This window comes from Alkaliphilus crotonatoxidans, from assembly GCF_054658015.1.
Genome location: NZ_BAAHXS010000006.1, coordinates 106,557 through 124,383, shown reverse-complemented (window position 1 = coordinate 124,383; position 17,827 = coordinate 106,557). Strand labels below are relative to the sequence as shown.

16 protein-coding genes and 1 pseudogene are annotated in these 17,827 nt (G+C 38.2%); 7 read left to right on the top strand and 10 right to left on the bottom strand.

Annotated features, from left to right (window positions below; translation table 11 throughout):
* Positions 1 to 729 precede the first annotated feature (729 nt).
* A complete protein-coding gene (locus ACYQ1I_RS12645) occupies positions 730 to 2,802 on the top strand; it encodes an FAD-dependent oxidoreductase (protein WP_459765857.1) in 2,073 nt (690 codons plus the stop codon).
* Positions 2,803 to 3,291: 489 nt separating this feature from the next.
* Here the strand turns inward: ACYQ1I_RS12645 and ACYQ1I_RS12640 are convergent, their stop codons facing one another.
* The 4 genes from ACYQ1I_RS12640 to ACYQ1I_RS12625 all read right to left on the bottom strand — a co-directional run bounded on the left by ACYQ1I_RS12640 (position 3,292) and on the right by ACYQ1I_RS12625 (position 5,545).
* Positions 3,292 to 3,603 carry an ATP-binding cassette domain-containing protein gene (locus ACYQ1I_RS12640; protein ID WP_459765855.1) on the bottom strand — a complete coding sequence of 104 codons (312 nt, stop codon included), beginning with the start codon at positions 3,601 to 3,603 and terminating at the stop codon, positions 3,292 to 3,294.
* A gap of 96 nt (positions 3,604 to 3,699) precedes the next feature.
* On the bottom strand, positions 3,700 to 4,497 hold the full coding sequence (locus tag ACYQ1I_RS12635; RefSeq protein ID WP_459765853.1) for a TlpA family protein disulfide reductase: 798 nt from the start codon (positions 4,495 to 4,497) through the stop codon (positions 3,700 to 3,702).
* Between the two features lie 93 nt (positions 4,498 to 4,590).
* Positions 4,591 to 5,418 carry a 4Fe-4S binding protein gene (locus tag ACYQ1I_RS12630; RefSeq protein ID WP_459765851.1) on the bottom strand — a complete coding sequence of 276 codons (828 nt, stop codon included), beginning with the start codon at positions 5,416 to 5,418 and terminating at the stop codon, positions 4,591 to 4,593.
* A gap of 43 nt (positions 5,419 to 5,461) precedes the next feature.
* Positions 5,462 to 5,545 carry a CD1871A family CXXC motif-containing protein gene (locus ACYQ1I_RS12625; RefSeq protein ID WP_459768167.1) on the bottom strand — a complete coding sequence of 28 codons (84 nt, stop codon included), beginning with the start codon at positions 5,543 to 5,545 and terminating at the stop codon, positions 5,462 to 5,464.
* 356 nt (positions 5,546 to 5,901) lie between these two features.
* Between ACYQ1I_RS12625 and ACYQ1I_RS12620 the strand changes: the two genes are divergently transcribed.
* From ACYQ1I_RS12620 to ACYQ1I_RS12595, 6 genes and pseudogenes are all read left to right on the top strand, one after another.
* Complete coding sequence (locus ACYQ1I_RS12620; RefSeq protein ID WP_459765849.1) at positions 5,902 to 6,561, top strand: response regulator transcription factor; 660 nt, start codon at positions 5,902 to 5,904, stop codon at positions 6,559 to 6,561.
* On the top strand, positions 6,558 to 7,988 hold the full coding sequence (locus tag ACYQ1I_RS12615) for a sensor histidine kinase (protein ID WP_459765847.1): 1,431 nt from the start codon (positions 6,558 to 6,560) through the stop codon (positions 7,986 to 7,988). The genes ACYQ1I_RS12620 and ACYQ1I_RS12615 overlap by 4 nt, the downstream gene beginning before the upstream one ends.
* Positions 7,981 to 8,754 (top strand): hypothetical protein, encoded by a 774-nt coding sequence (locus tag ACYQ1I_RS12610; protein ID WP_459765845.1) that lies wholly within the window; start codon positions 7,981 to 7,983, stop codon positions 8,752 to 8,754. Before ACYQ1I_RS12615 ends, ACYQ1I_RS12610 begins: the two co-directional genes overlap by 8 nt.
* 449 nt (positions 8,755 to 9,203) lie before the next feature.
* The gene (gene istA / locus ACYQ1I_RS12605) at positions 9,204 to 10,445 is read left to right on the top strand and encodes an IS21 family transposase (RefSeq protein ID WP_459765843.1); all 1,242 of its coding nucleotides are present in this window, start codon (positions 9,204 to 9,206) and stop codon (positions 10,443 to 10,445) included.
* Positions 10,445 to 11,180, top strand: a pseudogene (gene istB / locus ACYQ1I_RS12600) (IS21-like element helper ATPase IstB). The gene istA and the pseudogene istB overlap by 1 nt, the downstream one beginning before the upstream one ends.
* A 9-nt stretch (positions 11,181 to 11,189) precedes the next feature.
* Positions 11,190 to 11,540, top strand: a complete 351-nt coding sequence (locus tag ACYQ1I_RS12595) for an HAD hydrolase family protein (protein ID WP_459768166.1) — start codon at positions 11,190 to 11,192, stop codon at positions 11,538 to 11,540.
* On the opposite strand, the gene ACYQ1I_RS12590 is transcribed toward ACYQ1I_RS12595, so the two are convergent.
* From ACYQ1I_RS12590 to ACYQ1I_RS12565, 6 genes are all read right to left on the bottom strand, one after another.
* Positions 11,537 to 12,424 carry a metal-dependent hydrolase gene (locus ACYQ1I_RS12590; RefSeq protein WP_459765841.1) on the bottom strand — a complete coding sequence of 296 codons (888 nt, stop codon included), beginning with the start codon at positions 12,422 to 12,424 and terminating at the stop codon, positions 11,537 to 11,539. The two genes, ACYQ1I_RS12595 and ACYQ1I_RS12590, sit on opposite strands and share 4 nt — an antisense overlap.
* A gap of 261 nt (positions 12,425 to 12,685) precedes the next feature.
* The gene (locus ACYQ1I_RS12585) at positions 12,686 to 13,978 is read right to left on the bottom strand and encodes an ABC transporter substrate-binding protein (protein WP_459765839.1); all 1,293 of its coding nucleotides are present in this window, start codon (positions 13,976 to 13,978) and stop codon (positions 12,686 to 12,688) included.
* Positions 13,979 to 14,125: 147 nt separating this feature from the next.
* On the bottom strand, positions 14,126 to 14,704 hold the full coding sequence (locus ACYQ1I_RS12580) for a hypothetical protein (RefSeq protein ID WP_459765838.1): 579 nt from the start codon (positions 14,702 to 14,704) through the stop codon (positions 14,126 to 14,128).
* Between the two features lie 508 nt (positions 14,705 to 15,212).
* Positions 15,213 to 16,574: a 23S rRNA (uracil(1939)-C(5))-methyltransferase RlmD gene (gene rlmD, locus ACYQ1I_RS12575; protein WP_459765836.1), complete on the bottom strand. Its 1,362-nt coding sequence runs from the start codon at positions 16,572 to 16,574 to the stop codon at positions 15,213 to 15,215.
* A gap of 172 nt (positions 16,575 to 16,746) precedes the next feature.
* Positions 16,747 to 17,472: a pseudouridine synthase gene (locus tag ACYQ1I_RS12570; protein WP_459765834.1), complete on the bottom strand. Its 726-nt coding sequence runs from the start codon at positions 17,470 to 17,472 to the stop codon at positions 16,747 to 16,749.
* A gap of 15 nt (positions 17,473 to 17,487) precedes the next feature.
* The gene (locus ACYQ1I_RS12565) at positions 17,488 to 17,814 is read right to left on the bottom strand and encodes a DUF1904 family protein (protein ID WP_459765832.1); all 327 of its coding nucleotides are present in this window, start codon (positions 17,812 to 17,814) and stop codon (positions 17,488 to 17,490) included.
* Positions 17,815 to 17,827 lie beyond the last annotated feature (13 nt).

Genomic DNA, 17,827 nt, shown 5'->3' with positions numbered 1-17,827 from the left:
GATAGATAATTTACAACCTAAAGGTATTTTTACGTTTAGTTTGAAAGGAATATTGTTCTGCATATTGTAAAAGCTGAAATATTAGTATACGGCGAAACACTCTATTTTGAAGATGCAGTACCTATAATCAAAACAGCAAAACTTTTTTATCAGTCAGAAAGCTTGCTGAAATATTGGGAATTCAACTTAGATCGGATAACGAGACACGTACTGCTACTTTCAGTCAATAAAGTATAAACCTTATAACTTACAGCATAACTCACAGCATTAAATCTGCTGTGAGTTATGGGGGTTTATAAACAATCTTCAATGTACTTTTTTGCCTGCCCATCACGAGGTGCTCCATTTGTTAGCACCTCCCAATTGAGAATCGATCTTAAATAATTAATTATATTAGTTAAAATTTTAACCACGTTTTTATTGTGGGTTTTTCTTATCAATGATAAAATAGAGGTGAATTTAAGGAGAAAATCTCACTCTACATGGTAAATTCTAGTGTTTAACTGCAAAATCTCACCATTAACGGAGGTGATTTTGTTAATAAATCTCCATTTCATTCAACAAAACTGGCTTCCACTCTTTTTATACTGATGCACTTCTATGGTTGTTGTGATTGATTTTCTAGCTTTCACTGGATATTCATAATTGCAGAACGAATGATTCATTATGTATCGCTGAGATTACGCTCTTGAATTCCCGTAGCAAATTAATCACATTAGGAGGAGAACAATGAAGAAAATACTCATCACACTACTTTGTATCTGTATGATGCTTTCGCTGGTAGGCTGCACTCAGGATTCAAACAACCCAACTCCCGAGGCGCTCATTAACGGCACCTTTGAAGGAACCGCCAGTGGAATGCAAGGCCCAATTGCAGTAAGTATTACTGTTACAGACAGTAAAATTACAGCCATTGAATTGATTGAAAACCCTGAAACCCCCAGTGTGGTGGCTGTTGCCGTAGAAAGAATTCCTGCCCAAATTATTGAGCATCAAAGTCTGGCAATTGACGTTGTAACAGGTGCGACATTGACAAGTCACGGAATCATCAATGCAGTTGCCAATGCTGCTGAAACTGCTGGTCTGGATGTGGCGGCTCTGAAGAAAAATCAGGTTGCCCGTACCTCCAAGGATCCGCAAACTTGGAACGCCGATGTGCTGGTGATGGGCGGTGGAGGTGCTGGACTGACTGCTGCCATTAATGCTGCTCAACAGGGGGCTAAGGTTATTTTAATTGAAAAAGGCTCTGTTTTAGGTGGAAACACGATGATGGCCGGTTCCGCCTATAACGCAGTGGATCCAGAAGCACAGGCTGTGATGATTCTCTCAAAAGCCCAAAAGGACACCCTGGATAGCTATCTTGCCCTGGATCCCTCTGATCCTAAATTGAAATTTGATCTTTATCCCGAATGGGAAACTGTTTTAAATCAGTTAAAAGATGATATTAAAGGATTTTATGCCGCCAATAAAGGAAAAACCCCGGGAGTGGATATGCCTGGCTTTGATTCAGTGGCCTTACATATGTGGCACGTTTATTCCGGTGGACTCAGACAATTATCCCACGGCAGTTGGATTGCTCCAAATATTGACTTGGTGAGAACCTTCGCTTCCAACGGACTGGAAGCCTTTAAATGGATGGGAGAAATTAATCTAGAGGCTTCTTATGGGGCCACGGCACAATATGGGGGTGTCAATGGTATTGGAACGGTATTGGGGGCGATGTGGCCCAGAACCCATACCTTTATGCCGGGCACTGAACGCATCGCTCAGCTTGAAAAAGTAGCCAGGGAAAACGGGGTAACCATTTATACAGAAACCAGGGGGACTGAACTGATTACAGATGCCTCTGGCAGGGTGGTTGGCGCTAAAGCTGAACAAACTGATGGAAGTCAAATTACCATTAACACCACTAAAGGCGTTGTTCTTGCCACTGGCGGATACAGTGCAAACGCAGCCATGGTTAAGGAGTATGATCGATATTGGGGTGATGATCTATCAGATAGAACCCTCTCTACCAATATGGGCACCAATACCGGTGACGGAATTGTTATGGCCAAAGCAATTGGCGCTGGCTTAACTGGTATGGAGGTGGCACAGATGATGCCCTCTTCCTCTCCTGTAAAGGGGACAATGACAGACGGCATCTGGGCCGACGCTGCAGAACAACTGTGGATTGATGGCAACGGAAATCGATTCGTCAACGAATATGCGGAACGGGACGTACTGGCCAAAGCTTCTCTGGCCCTTGAAGATGGTATTTTCTACATCGTCTATGCGGGCAGGGGCAATGTGGGGAATCCCAGTGAATTGCTTAAAGGAGCCGCCTATGATGAACGAATTGCTGCCATGGTGGAAGGCGGCCATATCTGGTACGGAGAGACCTTAGCAGAATTGGCAGAGGCAACCAAAACACTTGCGGCAGGGGTAGCTCCAGGATTCACAGAAGCACAATTGCGGGCAACCATTGAAAAGTACAACAGCTATGTGGCAACTCAGAAGGATGAGGATTTTGGCAAAGAAGTTCTGGCAGGCGCCATTGATCTCGATTATATAGAGGCAACAGAGGGAGTCGGCATTTGTATCAGTCCAAGAAAGGCGTCTCTGCACCATACCATGGGGGGCGTGATGATTGATACGGAAGCCCATGTATTAGATACAGAAGGCAACATTATTCCTGGTTTATGGGCGGCCGGAGAGGTAACCGGTGGCATTCACGCCGGAAACCGGCTGGGAGGGAATGCCATTACAGATATCTTTGTATTTGGTAAAATCGCCGGTAAAAACGCCGCTGCCGGAAAATAGAAAGCTTTCAATATATTATAAGATAAGTCCTGGGCATTTTTGCTCCAGGACTTATTGCTTAATTTTCTGATGAATTGTTCTGCTCTTTTAATATAGCTTCTATTTGTTTCTTGGCTCCTATACAAATGAAATGGCGCAACCCAGTGTTTACAAGGGTTGCGCCGTTTTTGCTTCAAAGCTTGAGAGCATATAATCATGAAATTCATTCATATCCGTTCTATTTTATGAACCACTTCCTGCCTGAATTCTGTGCAAAATCTCTATTGCATAGCCTACTAAATTTGTACATACTTATAGCGCATTTTTATGCTATTGTTTTGTAAGCGATGAATAATTTACCGTTCACCACTTCCTATTATTTCAAATAAACTAGACTATATCGGCAATGCTCCCCTGTTTTCCGGGTTTATCGTTTCCGTTTCGATTAGACCAGTGCATCGTTCCTTTATAAAATCACTCCATGGCAGTAGCATTTCTATACCTTTGGGCTCATTTTTGTGGTCGGCATATATAACAATACTGTGTAGAGATACTGGAACACATTGATCCAAACACCAGTGTCGCAATAGTACCAAAAGCTATCTTGCCTATACCAGGAATATTGAGTTTTATCGGCTCAGCTCCAGTAGCCACAATGACTAAATCCGGAGAGATTTCCTTGATTCTTCCAGTTGTTGGTTTCAATATGGTCGTGAGTACACGCATCAATGCTGTTTTTCCCGCTCCATTTTCTCCTAAAAGTCCATAAATCCCCTGCGGTATTAATCTCTTGTTAAAAACCAGCTTGACGCAATCTGTCATTGAGTACCTCTTTGTACACGGACATATCACGTTCGCCGATAATTGGCTCTCCTACTATTTTTCCGGTCGAATCCACAAATATTGTGGTTGGATAAGCTACCATATTGTGTCGAGATATTGCTTCAATACTTTGTCTGGAACAATGCTTATATATGTGACACCTGTATCTTTTGCAATTTTTTGTGCCAGTTTCAAGTGCTCTTCATCATCTGCATCACCTACAATGGATATCAGTTGTGTGCTCTCTGGCATATCTTCGCTCATTTTCTGTAAATCGGGCAATTCCTTTATACATGGACGACAGAAGGTAGCCCATATATTGATCATTGTCAGTTTGTGCTCCGCAAAAATCGAGCTGTCAACAGCTTCCCCATTGAGATCATATGTATTAAAAGAACCAAGGTCGCTCATCATAACCGTAGTTGGTTTTATGCTTGCCCTAATGGCCGGGAGCATTTCCATAAACTCGTTATAATAATCTTTCATATTGGTATCAAAGGAAGAGGTATCGACTATAGGCTGATCATAGATGTATACGGTACCATCTTTCCTGCTGATTTCTTCTGAAATGGCATTACCCGTAATGTCTGAGGCTTTTTTTCCAGACTGCATCCATTCATCCCACTTTTGGGCAGGATATCCTAAAACTCTGAATAGACAGTATTCACCCTTTTGAGGCATGAAGTATACATCCATATGGTTGGAAGGGTCAGTTTCAGCCTTGGGAATATCCTCCCCAATCATAGAAATATCACCAAACATGATTTCATATTTTCCAGGTATAATAGTATGTTCATCAAGATATTTGCCTGGCAGCTTAAGTGTTATACCCAAGCCATCATCCGTATAGTCCGTAAAATCTGTATAATCATAGTTTTCTTCCTGAGGATCCACGATTTGGTATCCTCTGAAAATTTATTCTGTGTACACCCAACTAAGAATACAGTACACATGAATACGCATAATAAAGCTGTAAAAATTTTACTTTTAATATTCTTTTTCATTACTTTTCTCCTTAACGTGTAATTTGATTATTTTTTCTACCTGGATTGCATTTTGGGTGCATTTATTCTTACATAAACCACAGCGGATGCACTCTGCATGGTTCGGAGTTTTCACAGGCTCCACATTCATTGGGCAAACCCTGCTACACTTCCCACAGTTTGTGCATTGGCTCTGGTCAATGTAATAGCGATAAAAACTAAAACGGTTGAATATTGCATAAAAGGCTCCAAGCGGACACAAATACTTACAAAACGGTCGATTTATCATCATGGAGGAAAGAATTATAACGACTAACACAAACATTTTCCATGAGAATAACCAACCTATGGTGGATTGCAAAGCCTTATTCATACTGATTAGGGGAATACCGCCCTCCAATGTCCCTGCCGGACATAGATATTTACAGAAATACGGGATTGTAGACCCGTAGGAGTCTGCAGCCAATAATGGCAATAGTATTACAAGGAAGATCAGAGTTAGATACTTACCAAACCGCATAATCCGGTCAAGCTTTTGTGGGATTTTCAGTTTTGAAACGGGAACTTTATGTAAAAGTTCTTGTATAAAACCGAAAGGACATAGAAATCCACATAAAAGTCTTCCAAATAATATTCCCATAAGGGCTAAAAATCCAAGTACATAGAAGGATATTCCGTAAATCGAAGAACCTGCCGATACCTGAAGCGAACCGATAGGGCAAGCACCGAGAGCTCCAGGACATGAATAACAATTCAAAATTGGCAGGCAGAGGTTTTTGCTTCTTCCTGTGTATATCTTACCCTTCCAAAAACCGGAAATATTACCATTCATAAGAACGGCAGATAAGCATTGAATGATCCTACGTTTTGATTTTTTAACCAATACCAATACACTCCAAACATATGTTTATAGCTTTTCTATATACTGCTTCATACTCTTGGTTTAAAACACCAACCATTAGCAATCCAATAGCAAAAAAAAATATGAAACATTGTATAAATCGCATTTTTATTCTATTTATCATAAATACCCCCTTTTACCTTTCTTCATAATGTTTATTGAACATGCCAAGTTCATCACCAACATTTTGATAATAGCAGACAGTTGTTTCTTAACTGCGTATAAGTTGTGTCAAAGATGTAATATTTTCTGTATAATCGGATATAGCTGCAAGAAGCAATTTTACAATTTAATAAAAGAGAGTTATACTTACCATAATAATATAATTTTATAGAAGGTTGTTTTACATCTTAGAGACAACTAAGTGTTATACTTTAATAATTATTTGTAGTAGAGAGAGGATAGTGAATCACTTTGCTAAATATTTTAATTGTAGAAGATGAGCAGGCAATCAATGATTTAATTTATGTAAATTTGGTCGATGAAGGATACTCCTGCACACGTGCCTATGATGGGAAAGAAGCAGCCGATCTCATTGAAAACAATGATTATGACCTAATTTTACTAGACATCATGTTGCCAAAAATCAATGGATATGAATTATTGGATTATATACAGCCATTTGGAACACCCATAATTTTCATTACTGCCAAAACCGATATCAATGATCGAATCAGAGGGCTGAGACTCGGAGCCGATGATTATATTTCCAAGCCATTTCAGATGGGTGAATTACTGGCGAGGGTAGAAGCAGTGCTTAGGCGTTTTGGAAAAAGCGAAAGAAAAATTGAATTGTACGGCGTAACTATTGATTTGAAATCCCGTGAGGTACAAAAAGGCGGCCAACTTATTGACCTGACCGTGAAAGAATTCGAATTGCTAATTCAGTTAATTCAAAATAAAAATGTAGCGCTTCGGCGCAGTTGGTTATATGAACGAGTATGGGAAAGCGAATTTACTGGAGAGACAAGGACGCTTGATACTCATATCCAGCGACTACGGAAAAAGCTTAATTGGGAAGATTATATCAAGACTATATTCCGAATAGGCTACCGACTTGAGGTATTCAAATGAAGATGTTTGCGAAAATCTTTTTCTGCACGATGATTATTCTCAGCATCGTACTATCCCTATCTGGTTATCTACTCATTGCATCATCATACAAGAATGCGGTTGAACAAGAAATACAGCACGCAATGGATCAGTACCAATATATCAAATTTCTACTTCGAGCCGCTCTTATTAACCAGCAAACTCAAACAGATAATGATTTGTCTGATACGTTTTCATCAGAATTCTCAAAGTTTAGGGATCAGAGTCTGTTCGGATTCTCAAACGAAGGGAATTACATTTCCATTTTTGCGGAAGATCAGACTTCTATTTATTCGTCCTTTCCCTCTTATTCAAACTTTAATATATCTGACTATGACGTAAATCAAAAAATCATCAACAAAATAGAACAAATCGGTGATAGAACCTGCGTTATGGTACTTGGTAAGATCAAGCAGAGCAACCAAACGGTCTACCTCCTTACCGCGACCGACATTCAGACCGTTATTGACCAAAAGGATAAAATGATCCGGAATTACGGTATGATTTATTTCATTACAATTGGTTTCGGAACTGTTCTGGTTATTATTTTTTCCTCTTTGCTAACCAACCAAATCCGAAAAATGTCGTCCGCTGCGGCCAGGATTGCCAACGGGAATTACAATGAACGGCTGAAGGTTTATTCTAATGACGAAATGGGGGAACTTTCAAAGAGGTTCAATACTATGGCGGAGACTATTGAGGAGAGAATTGCCGAGCTTTCAAATACCGCCAGACAGAAGGAAGATTTTGTCTCCAATTTTGCACATGAGTTGAAAACACCCCTGACATCTGTCATAGGCTATGCGGATATGATATATCAGAAACAACTGTCTAGGGAGGATACAAAGAATGCGGCGGCTTATATTATAGACGAAGGTCTCCGCCTTGAGGCACTCTCACTCAAGCTAATGGATCTGATTGTTTTAAACCGGCAGGATATTATCCTTGAGGAACTACCCGCAGATGAAATCCTGCAGAATATCGCGGATACGCTTAAACCTTTGCTATTAAGTGAAAACATAAAGTTTCGACTTGAAACAGTAAAAGCCTACATTAAGATTGACTATGACCTGCTTAAATCGCTTCTGCTCAATCTCATAGACAATGCGGTAAAAGCGGGAAGCACAGAGATTACTCTAACTGGGAAAATCAAGAGAAATAGCTACATTGTCCGGGTTTCGGATAATGGGCATGGTATTCCGGCAGACGAGCTCGACCGTATCACAGAGGCTTTTTATATGGTGGACAAGTCCCGATCCAGAAAGCAACATGGTGCAGGGCTGGGCCTTGCCCTTGCTTCAAAAATAGCTGGAATACACGGTAGTCGGTTGGAATTTGCCAGCATACCAGACAAAGGGACGACAGTATCGTTTTCTTTAGCAATGGAAGGTGGTGGCGAGAGTGATTAAGCAACGTATCCTGTCAGTGGTTGCCGCTGTTCTCTCACTACTTATTGTATTCATGGGATGGCTTTTGACGAATGATTTGCTGAATCGACAGCATTTGAACTTGATGAATAGGGTGAATTCCATCAGCGTCAAGGAAGTTTCGGAAAATGAGCTAAGTGTCGAACCGGCAAAAGTCACTTTAAACAGCCAGGAGATTTCGAATATCCTTAAAGTAATGCATTCCGGCAGCAAGAGACATTATCATGATCCTTATGATGAACAGCTGACGATGGAAGAGGCCATCAAAGCAGCAAATTCTGGTCTGTCTTATTTTTGTGACAAAGGCGTTTTATCGAAAGAGTTCCTGAAGAGTGGCTTTACGCGGACTAATGCGTTTTTATACGATTTACAGTCCGTTGGACAAATCCCTAAACCTGTAGGCACTGGCACCTTTCCGGACCCGGCGTATAGTTTTTGGTCGATTAATCTGAGCAATCATAATATTTCTGTAAATCTAACACTAAATGCACTAACGGGCCAGATATGGATGGCAGATATCAGTTCTTCTTCTATTAATGTTAATTTTGATAGTATAAAAGTATTAGATATATTAGAGCAGTATGAAGCATATCTTGGTCTTACCAGCAGCGCTGAATTAAGGAGCGACGAAGCATACGCCTTCAAAAGTTATGAAAATAATCAGATTGGGATAACAATTCATAAAAGATCTGGAAGATCCGGACATTATGAATCTCTGCATTTTTCTCTGATATCAGCATCTAATTGACAGCTTAGGAATGGCTTTCCGGTTTGTTGCAAGCTCTGCTGGTGCAAAATTATTCAAGCGGAAATCATAAAAATCTCCCACACATTATCCAATAATATGTGTTGGCATCCCTTGAGTATCCGGGATAAAACTGAAAGGGCGTTTTTACCTCTGCATATTTTTGCAAGACTTGTTCCTGTGCAGGGGGTGTTCTTTTTGCTCCATCTGCTTAATTTCTTTCAAATGTTGTACCGTTTGTATATAAAAACCGTAAGTGATCCAAAAAACAGCGTTATTCCAGAGAACGCCAGATTTTCACCAATAAAATAGGAGCCATGTTTTTCTTTGATTGAATAACATGACTCCTGAACTTTTACTTGATTGTGTCAAAATCGATGATAAAATACCAATAAAAAACGGTTGAAATTTCCCTCTGAAAAATGGTACACTCTTTCCGAAAGGAGAGAGCTATGGAACAGACAGAGGAGATGTTTATGATAAAAGATATGAGAAGTAAAGGGATGTATATTAAAGATATTGCAAAGCTTACTGGTAGAGATCCTAAAACCATTAGAAAATATATAGATTCAAAGGACCTGCCTGAATATAAACGAAGTGTCAACAAAGAATCAAAACTAGATCCATTTAAAGAATATATCTTAAACAGAATGCAGGAAGGCTGCGTTAATGCAGTAGTGACTCAAGAAGAAATAGAAGACCTGGGCTATACAGGAAAGACTACAATTCTACGGGAATTTATGAAACCCCATAGAGAAAAGAGTTTGGCGAAAGCCAGCATTCGGTATGAAACCCCGCCAAGGAAGCAAGCCCAAGTAGATTGGGGTGAATTCACTGTTGAAGATATCAATGGGAAATTAAAAAAAGTACATGGATTTCTAATGATCATGGGCTACTCAAGACAAAAGTATCTGGAGTTTACGGAAGATGAGAAGATAGATACCCTCATCGGGTGCCATGAAAGAGCTTTTGGGTTCTTCGGTGGTGTTCCTGATACAATTCTCTATGATAACATGAAAACCGTTGTAAGATATGCCCATCAAAAGGGAGAAAACAAATGGAATGAGAAGTTTTTAGCCTTTGCTAAGCATCAAAGATTTTCCCCCATTAGATGTAGACCCTACGCTCCGCGGACCAAGGGAAAAGTAGAAAATGGTATTAAGTACATAAAGAAAAACTTCTGGGTAAGGATTAAGTCCATTAGCAGCATAGCAGACCTTAATCATATGGCACTTAACTGGATTGTTGAGAAGGCAAACAGGCGAGTCCATGGTACAACAAAGGAAGTACCTGAAGAAAGATTTAAAAGAGAAGTCTTAAATCCTTACAATCCTGCACCTTTCCTACTGGAGTATCATGAGAAAAGAAAGGTAATGAATGATTGCATGATCTCCTACGAGAGTAATCGTTACTCCGTACCCTATCAATATGTGGGGAGCTACATTGGTGTAAGGGACTTAAGAAATGGAATATTGGAGTTTTACGATGGTTCTGGAAAGTGTATTGCAAGGCATGAAAAGCTAGTAGGTAAAAACAAAAGCAGCTACAATAAAAAACACTTTGAGAATATTGTGTCAGGGAGTCAGAAAAAGGTTGCCGGCACAGCACCAAAACTCAATCCTGATACAACACCCAAAGTGCAAGAACGCCCGCTTGAAGTGTACGATAAGTTTCTTTGTCGGGAGGTGATCTAATGCTCATCGAACGACTTAAAAGTGCCTTTGATGAACTAGGATTTATTCATATTCCTCAAGTATATGATCATCTTGCAGAAGAAGCATCTAAAGGAAGTATACCTTATTTGGAGTTTCTAGACAAGCTTTTATGGGAAGAAATTGATGCAAAACAGCAGCGAGCAATTAAGACCAATATGAAGCTGGCAAAGTTGCCCTATGTTAAAACCATAGAAGAATTTGAATTTGATTTTCAGCCAAGTGTAGATGAAAAGCGTATAAAAGAGCTTATGACCCTGGCATTTGTGAATCGTAGTGAGAATGTGATACTGTTAGGTCCTCCCGGTGTAGGGAAAACTCACTTAGCCGTAGGCTTGGCAGTCCATGCCATAAAGAACAGACACACGGCTTACTTTCTTAGTGCCCATGAGCTGATTGGAATGATTAAGGACAGCATACGAAGTGGTAGAATCAGTAGAAAGATCAAGACCCTTCAAAAGCCTGATGTACTAATTATTGATGAGGTCGGTTATCAAGCTATGGAGGCTGAAGTCGCCCATTACTTTTTTCAAATCGTTTCCGAGCGATATGAAAAAGGCTCCATCATACTGACTTCTAATAAGTCCTACGGACAATGGGGTGAGGTGTTCGGAGATCATGGTGGCAACAGCCATCCTTGATCGACTCCTCCACCGCTCCACAACCATCAATATCAAAGGAGACAGCTATCGAATCAGAGAAAAGAAAAAAGGATGATTTAAAGGAATTTTAAAACGTAATAGACACAACCTGGAACTGCTCCATCCTGACGCCACCAAGGGAGCTGCCCTTCAGTGGATCACAGAAACCATCGGGATCTCCCGGGAAGCAGTGATGGCGGTGGGTGATCAGTTAAACGACCTTTCTATGATCAAATTTGCAGGCCTGGGGGTAGCCCTGGGCAACGGTGCAGCACCAGTGATTCAAATTGCTGATTTATCGTTAAGACCAATGAGGAGCACGGCGTTGGCCATCTTATTCAAGAAAAAATTTTATCCCCCAGAAAAGAATTCATCTAACACAGAAAATGCCCCTACGGTAGTGGAAAGTTCCCTTTACCGCGGGGCATTTATCTAATTAGTCATAAAACTATTACTAATTAATTCACTTTTCTGTATTATTTTCAAAGCTGTTTCTTGGTCTAATCTTCTCCAATGACCCTCTACTTCTTGTGAATATACCTCAAACTCAATTAGTTCTCCATCATTAAAAGCAGGTTTACATATGATGTATCTTTGTTCATCTTCCTCTAAAATTAATAGCACATCCTTTGACCCATCTTCACTTAAAAATAATCTATTTTCCTCAGTAATATTATTTACAGATGCTACACCATCGATAAAAAAATAATTGCTTCTGATCATATAGGGCCATCTTAAACTTTTACTTACTTGTAATATTATCTCCCTTGGCTTGTCATCAGCATATAAGGTATTTAATTGATTTATTAATCCTGCTCGATAGAAGGATTTTACACCTAAGAATAATACTAATACAGCAATTAAAGAAGCCACTATTTTATAAGGCTTTTTAAACAATAGGATTGAAAGCACGGAAAACATTAAAGGCATTAGTATCCATAATTCAAATGTGTTGATTATGTGATATGATAATTCAGATTGAGTAATAGGGTAGATAAGGGCAACGCCATTGTGAAGAAAATCTAATAATATATGGCCAAAGACTACTGAAAGTAAGTAACTTAACCACAAAATTCTAAATCGAAACTCTTTTAGCAATAAATTACTTAAATAAGCTATTGGCAACACAATTATAGGTGCTATCAGAAGGGAATGGCCCAATAAATCGCCGAAATATTTGGTTATGTCAGGTGTAATTGCAGCAAAAGCACCTGAGACTAGAAGAACCGATTTCTCCTTTATCGTTAAACTGTTTCTTTTGTATCCTGCAACCATATACGTAATGCATATCCCCGCAGTTGCATGGGTAATTATGTCCATAATTATGTTCATCCCTTTCGTCATGATGGAATACCATAGAAAATACTATCTAAATTACTTTTAAGTATATAAGACATGTACAACAAATCTTATCTTTGACTAACAATCCTATACGTTAAAGTCCATATATTTAGTCTAATATTATAACTTACAAATGGTGTACAAAAATTATTATTATATTAATATACAAAGAATCCTTATTTTTCATTTCAAACAAATTTTAAAGGAATTAACTCTTTCTTCAAGAATCTCACCACGTATTTAGTTTATAGTTTTTGTTAATTCATTCTTCACAAATTCAAAATAATTATCAATTGATAAATCATTAAATATATAATCATATGTGTATTTAGATACTATTTCATTAAACTCATATAATTTTTCTGCATTGACTATTGGAAGAGTCTGCTCAATTACATTACCCTTACCATAGAAAACACTAAAATCAAACTCATAATGTTTATTCATAATACTTTTAGAACCATCTTTGTACACAGGAAACCATCCATAAGTACCCGAATCATACCTTTTGTAATAATTTCTTACTACATAATCAATAAATCTCCATGCTGCTTCTTTTTCATTACTATAATGAGAAATACATAGCATATCACCTGGTAATATATATGTATTAGTTTTTGCCTCATCAAAAAATGGTGCTTGGATAATATTGTAGTCAATTTCTGCAAAACTCTTCTTATCCCATGAATTGTTATAGAGGTCAAAGTCATAAAGTCCAACAAACGCCATTGCTGTATTGCCTTTGAAAAAATCTACCACTGAGGGTGCAATATATTTTCCTCGTATACCATCTTTCAAATAATAAATAAATGGTATAGCTCTATTTTCATTAATTACAAAAGAATTGTCCTTTATAATATAGAAAGAATCTTGTAATGGATATGTTAATATATTTAAAGTTTTAGCTAAATTGTTAACTTCTTGATTACTTAATGCTATTCCAAAATATTGCGATTTTTCTTTTATTTGCTTAGACAAAATCATAACTTCATCCCATGTTATTCCTTCATGAGGATACTGTATATTTAGCTCGTTAAAAATATCAGTATTATACGCAAGTCCATAGGAATAAAAACCCATAGGTATGGCATAAATATGATTATTTTTTTGTAAGGAATTATATATAGGTTCGAATATTAATGATGGATCAAAATCAGTAGTACTAAATAATTTATCTAGAGGAAATAACTTGTTCGAATCATATAGTGAAAAATATTGACTGAAAGTAATACCTAAATATACATCACTATTAGGTAAATTTTCTAAGATGCTTTCATTATAATCTAACTCAAAGTCATCTTTGAAATCATCATATAAATAATTAATCTGTATATCAATATCTTTATTATTTTTCTTAAAATCTTCTATTACATAAAATTCCAAATCTTCCTTATACTCTTTATATGGAACTGTAATAATTAGTGATTTCCTATTATTTTGAGCTTTGCTATAAGAAATGAAACATATTAAAAAGAATATTAAAACAATACCAATAATTAAAATATTCTTTTTATTTTTTGTAAATAATTGCATAATGTGTTACCCCTTTTTTATATTTATTTCATTAACTGAACAGAATATCATTTAATCCACAACTCAACACGAACTATAATACTATATTATTAATTAATAGTCCGTGTTGAGTATTAATGAAACTATTTAATTAACTATTTAATACAACTATTGTTTATAAACATCACCCGTAACTTTGATCATTGTTGGAGATGGAGTTAAGCGTCCGTCATAGTTATTTAAATTCCACATACGTAAATGAGCATCAATTCCAGTACCTGCATTGCTCCCAACTTCTAATACAGCTGTTTTCAATGAATAATCTATCCCAGATGTATTTTTAAATTCCAAAAACTGCGATACATTTATATCATCTTTTGGATCATTAGCTTTATCGCCTTTATTCACGAAAACATATTCTACATATAAGTTAGGGTAATCTTTGTTATTTGTTTTCTGTTTAGCTCTAAGGTCTATCTTATCCCCTTGTTTAACTCGTATACTACTTGATGTATAGATTAAATGATTAAAGTTACCAGAATAACTAAACATATAAGTTGACTGAGTAGAATTTTGAGATGTAGTATTCATCGACTGTAAATCATTATTGGCTTTGCTTATATCATAATAATCTGTTGTATACTGAATATCATAAATATCAACTTTTTCTTGTGCATATGAAAAGTTAAATAAATTAAAACTTAAAATTAAAGTTAAAGTTAGACTTAAAATTACTATTTTTTTCATTATATAATCTCCTTTTTTAGTATTTAGGCTCCGACGTCGATTCAACCTATATCCATATTAACATCATAAACCTAATATGTCAATAAATTAAATATAAGTAAAAAAAAAGCAAATACAAAAACAAAGCAGTCTATAAAACTATCCTTATATTTGTTGCATTTGTAATTTTTAGCAGATACGAGTTACCTAACATTGTAATGAGTAGTCCTTATTCTGCTATACCCATTCGTTTATCGAAAAGAAATCATTAGAAACCGTTGCAAACCTTGTTTTGAATTCTTTTTTTATTTTTGCCATGGGCGGTAGTCCTCCTTGATAAAAAAATACACCTGCTTCTCTTGGAAACAAGTGTATTGAAAATCATTATTCAGTTATGGTTATATATCTACGCACTCTACCTCGATTACTACGGACACTTCGATTGAATTATTAACCCTCTTTTGCTTGCTATTTTCACCAGTTTGTATAAAGGTAGCATACCTCTCAACATATTGAAAACAAAGGATTTCTAGGTATCTTTCCTTTGCATTCCTATTACGCACTCCACATGCGGTGTATGCGGGAACATATCAACACACCTCCCCTGCTTAATTTCATAGCCTCCCTTCACCAGCTCCTTTAGATCATTAACCAGCGTTTTGGGGTTGCAGGAAACATACACAATTCGCTCTGCTCCAAAGCTAATAACATCCTGCAGGGCCTGGGGATGAATACCGGCCCTGGGAGGGTCGAGAATAATTAAATCTGGCCTCTGGGGTAGCTCCTTTACCTTTTCTCGAACATCACCAGCAATAAAGTGACAATTTGTTAAGCCATTCAGTTTGGCATTTTCTTCGGCGGCGGCCACAGCCTCCGTTACAATCTCGATGCCTATGACCTCCTTAGCCTTGGGAGCCACCAACTGTCCAATGGTGCCTGTACCGCAGTAAAGATCAAATACCCTTTGGTCCTGGGCATTGCCGACGAAGTCCCTCACTACCTCATAGAGCCTTTCTGCCCCCAGGGTATTGGTTTGAAAAAAGGAGAAGGCAGAGATTTTAAAAACCATACCCAGCAGCCTTTCCATAATATAATCCCGGCCAAAGAGAACTTCGGTTCGGTCACTTTGAACGGTATCAGACAAATTGTCATTCAAAGTATGTAAAAAGCCGACCATAGTACTCTTTAGAGGCAAATCCCTCAGCCCTTCAACCAATTCTTGAAGGTCAAGGGTTAATTGGGTGCTGGTAACGAGATTCACTAGAATTTCCCCGGTATAATGGGCCTTTCTCACCACCAGGTGACGCAAATATCCTTGATGTCTCATGCTATGATAATAAGGAATTTTCTTTTCTCTGAAATAGGTCAATATATACTGTAAAATCCTTCGATAATCTTCATCCATAATCATACATTCATTAACGGTTACAATATCATGGTGCTTCCCCCTTTTGTGCATTCCCAAACTTAACTGCCCGCCCTTTTCTTCATCACCAAAGGAAAACTCCATCTTGTTGCGGTATTCAAAGGCTTTAGGACTGCCTTCTATGGGCAGCCATTGAAAGGTATTAAGGTTTGCCTCTTCAAAGAGAGCCTTTACCTGACGTTCCTTTTCGCTTAACTGATCCTGGTAGTCTACTGCCTGTTGAAAGCAGCCGCCGCAGGCCCCAAAATGGCTACAGGTCTCTTGATTTTCCAGGGGAGAAGGTTTAACCACCTCTAAAATTTTTCCTTCGGCCTGATTTTTCTTTATTTTTTTGATCACAGCCCTTACGGTCTGACCTTTAATACCATGCTTTACCTTAATTCTTACACCATCCACCGTTCCTTCTGCCTTACCGCCAAAATGTGTATCTTCAATTGTAAATTCTACAATATCCTTTCTTTTCATCAAGCATTCACTCCTATAATTTTTATGGCTTAATCCTATTGTCTGCAAAAATAAAAAATATAGTGACCGTCCTTAAGTCACTATATTATATCCTATTTTATTGTTCAAATCAAAGGCCTTATTTTACAGCCTTGATCATTAGGCTGGGCATTAAATTCCCTTTTTATCCTATTTAAGAGTCTTCCTTTAATTGAGCCAGCTCCTGATTAGTTAATTCACGGTATGACCCCAATTCAAGATCAGGGTCTAGGGAGAGGGGGCCCATTGAAACCCGCTTTAGGTAAATCACCTGTTTTCCCAGGGCTTCAAACATCCTTTTAACCTGATGAAACTTTCCTTCATAAATAGTTAATTCAATTTCTGAAACCTCGCCCGAATCAACTATATTTAATTGCCCTGGCAATGTTCGGTAGCCATCATCCAAGGTTACTCCGGCTTCAATAGCCAATTGGTCTGCCAACGTTACCCTTCCCATAATCCGTGCATAGTAGACCTTAGCCACATGTCTTTTAGGTGACAATAATTGATGAGCCAGTTGGCCATCATTAGTCAGCAGCAGTAGGCCTTCGGTGTCAATGTCTAGTCTTCCTACGGGAAAAACTGAAAAGGATTTGTATTCTGAAGCCAGCAAATCAATAACAGTTTTATGCTTCAGGTCCTCAGTGGCAGAGATTACGTCCTGGGGCTTATTCATCATTAGATAGACAAACTTCCGATACTGTACAACTTCTTCCCCCACCTTAATTATACTAGAGGCCGGGTCTACGTGCTGGCTGCTGTCCTTTACGGTGTCCCCGTCTACGGTAACCACCCCTGCTTTACACAGTCCTCTGATGTCTTTACGGGACCCGTAGCCCATATGGACTAGTATTTTATCTAACCGTTGTGTCTTTGCCATTATACTGCCTCCAAGCTAAAAGTGGCTACCATTTTCATAATAGTTTTCCCTTTTAAAATAGGTAAAGGCCAGTTCTACATCGGCAAAGCCCAGATCATGAACATATCTAGTGATGATTTTGGCAGCTTGATCCTGTAGCTCCTGTCCTCGATCGAACCAGGCAATTTCTACAAAGGGTGCTGCTGCTTCAATACTACCCCCTCTGATGGCTAAGCTTTGAAAATATTCCAGCTCAAAATGATCCTTGGGACAATCAATCAGCTGAGCCAATTCTTCAATTAAATTCTCACCAATTTGACATAGTTTTTCTGGTGAAATACCCCTTACCTTGATTTGCGGCATAAGTAAAGCCTCC

What these genes read in the sequence shown, in the direction of transcription:
- ACYQ1I_RS12645 (WP_459765857.1), top strand. Translation starts at nt 730, where the DNA reads ATGAAGAAAATACTCATCACACTACTTTGTATCTGTATGATGCTTTCG.
- ACYQ1I_RS12640 (WP_459765855.1), bottom strand. Translation starts at nt 3,603, where the DNA reads ATGACAGATTGCGTCAAGCTGGTTTTTAACAAGAGATTAATACCGCAG.
- ACYQ1I_RS12630 (WP_459765851.1), bottom strand. Translation starts at nt 5,418, where the DNA reads ATGAATGGTAATATTTCCGGTTTTTGGAAGGGTAAGATATACACAGGA.
- ACYQ1I_RS12625 (WP_459768167.1), bottom strand. Translation starts at nt 5,545, where the DNA reads ATGGTTGGTGTTTTAAACCAAGAGTATGAAGCAGTATATAGAAAAGCT.
- ACYQ1I_RS12615 (WP_459765847.1), top strand. Translation starts at nt 6,558, where the DNA reads ATGAAGATGTTTGCGAAAATCTTTTTCTGCACGATGATTATTCTCAGC.
- istA (WP_459765843.1), top strand. Translation starts at nt 9,204, where the DNA reads ATGGAACAGACAGAGGAGATGTTTATGATAAAAGATATGAGAAGTAAA.
- ACYQ1I_RS12590 (WP_459765841.1), bottom strand. Translation starts at nt 12,424, where the DNA reads ATGGACATAATTACCCATGCAACTGCGGGGATATGCATTACGTATATG.
- ACYQ1I_RS12585 (WP_459765839.1), bottom strand. Translation starts at nt 13,978, where the DNA reads ATGCAATTATTTACAAAAAATAAAAAGAATATTTTAATTATTGGTATT.
- ACYQ1I_RS12580 (WP_459765838.1), bottom strand. Translation starts at nt 14,704, where the DNA reads ATGAAAAAAATAGTAATTTTAAGTCTAACTTTAACTTTAATTTTAAGT.
- rlmD (WP_459765836.1), bottom strand. Translation starts at nt 16,574, where the DNA reads ATGAAAAGAAAGGATATTGTAGAATTTACAATTGAAGATACACATTTT.
- ACYQ1I_RS12570 (WP_459765834.1), bottom strand. Translation starts at nt 17,472, where the DNA reads ATGGCAAAGACACAACGGTTAGATAAAATACTAGTCCATATGGGCTAC.
- ACYQ1I_RS12565 (WP_459765832.1), bottom strand. Translation starts at nt 17,814, where the DNA reads ATGCCGCAAATCAAGGTAAGGGGTATTTCACCAGAAAAACTATGTCAA.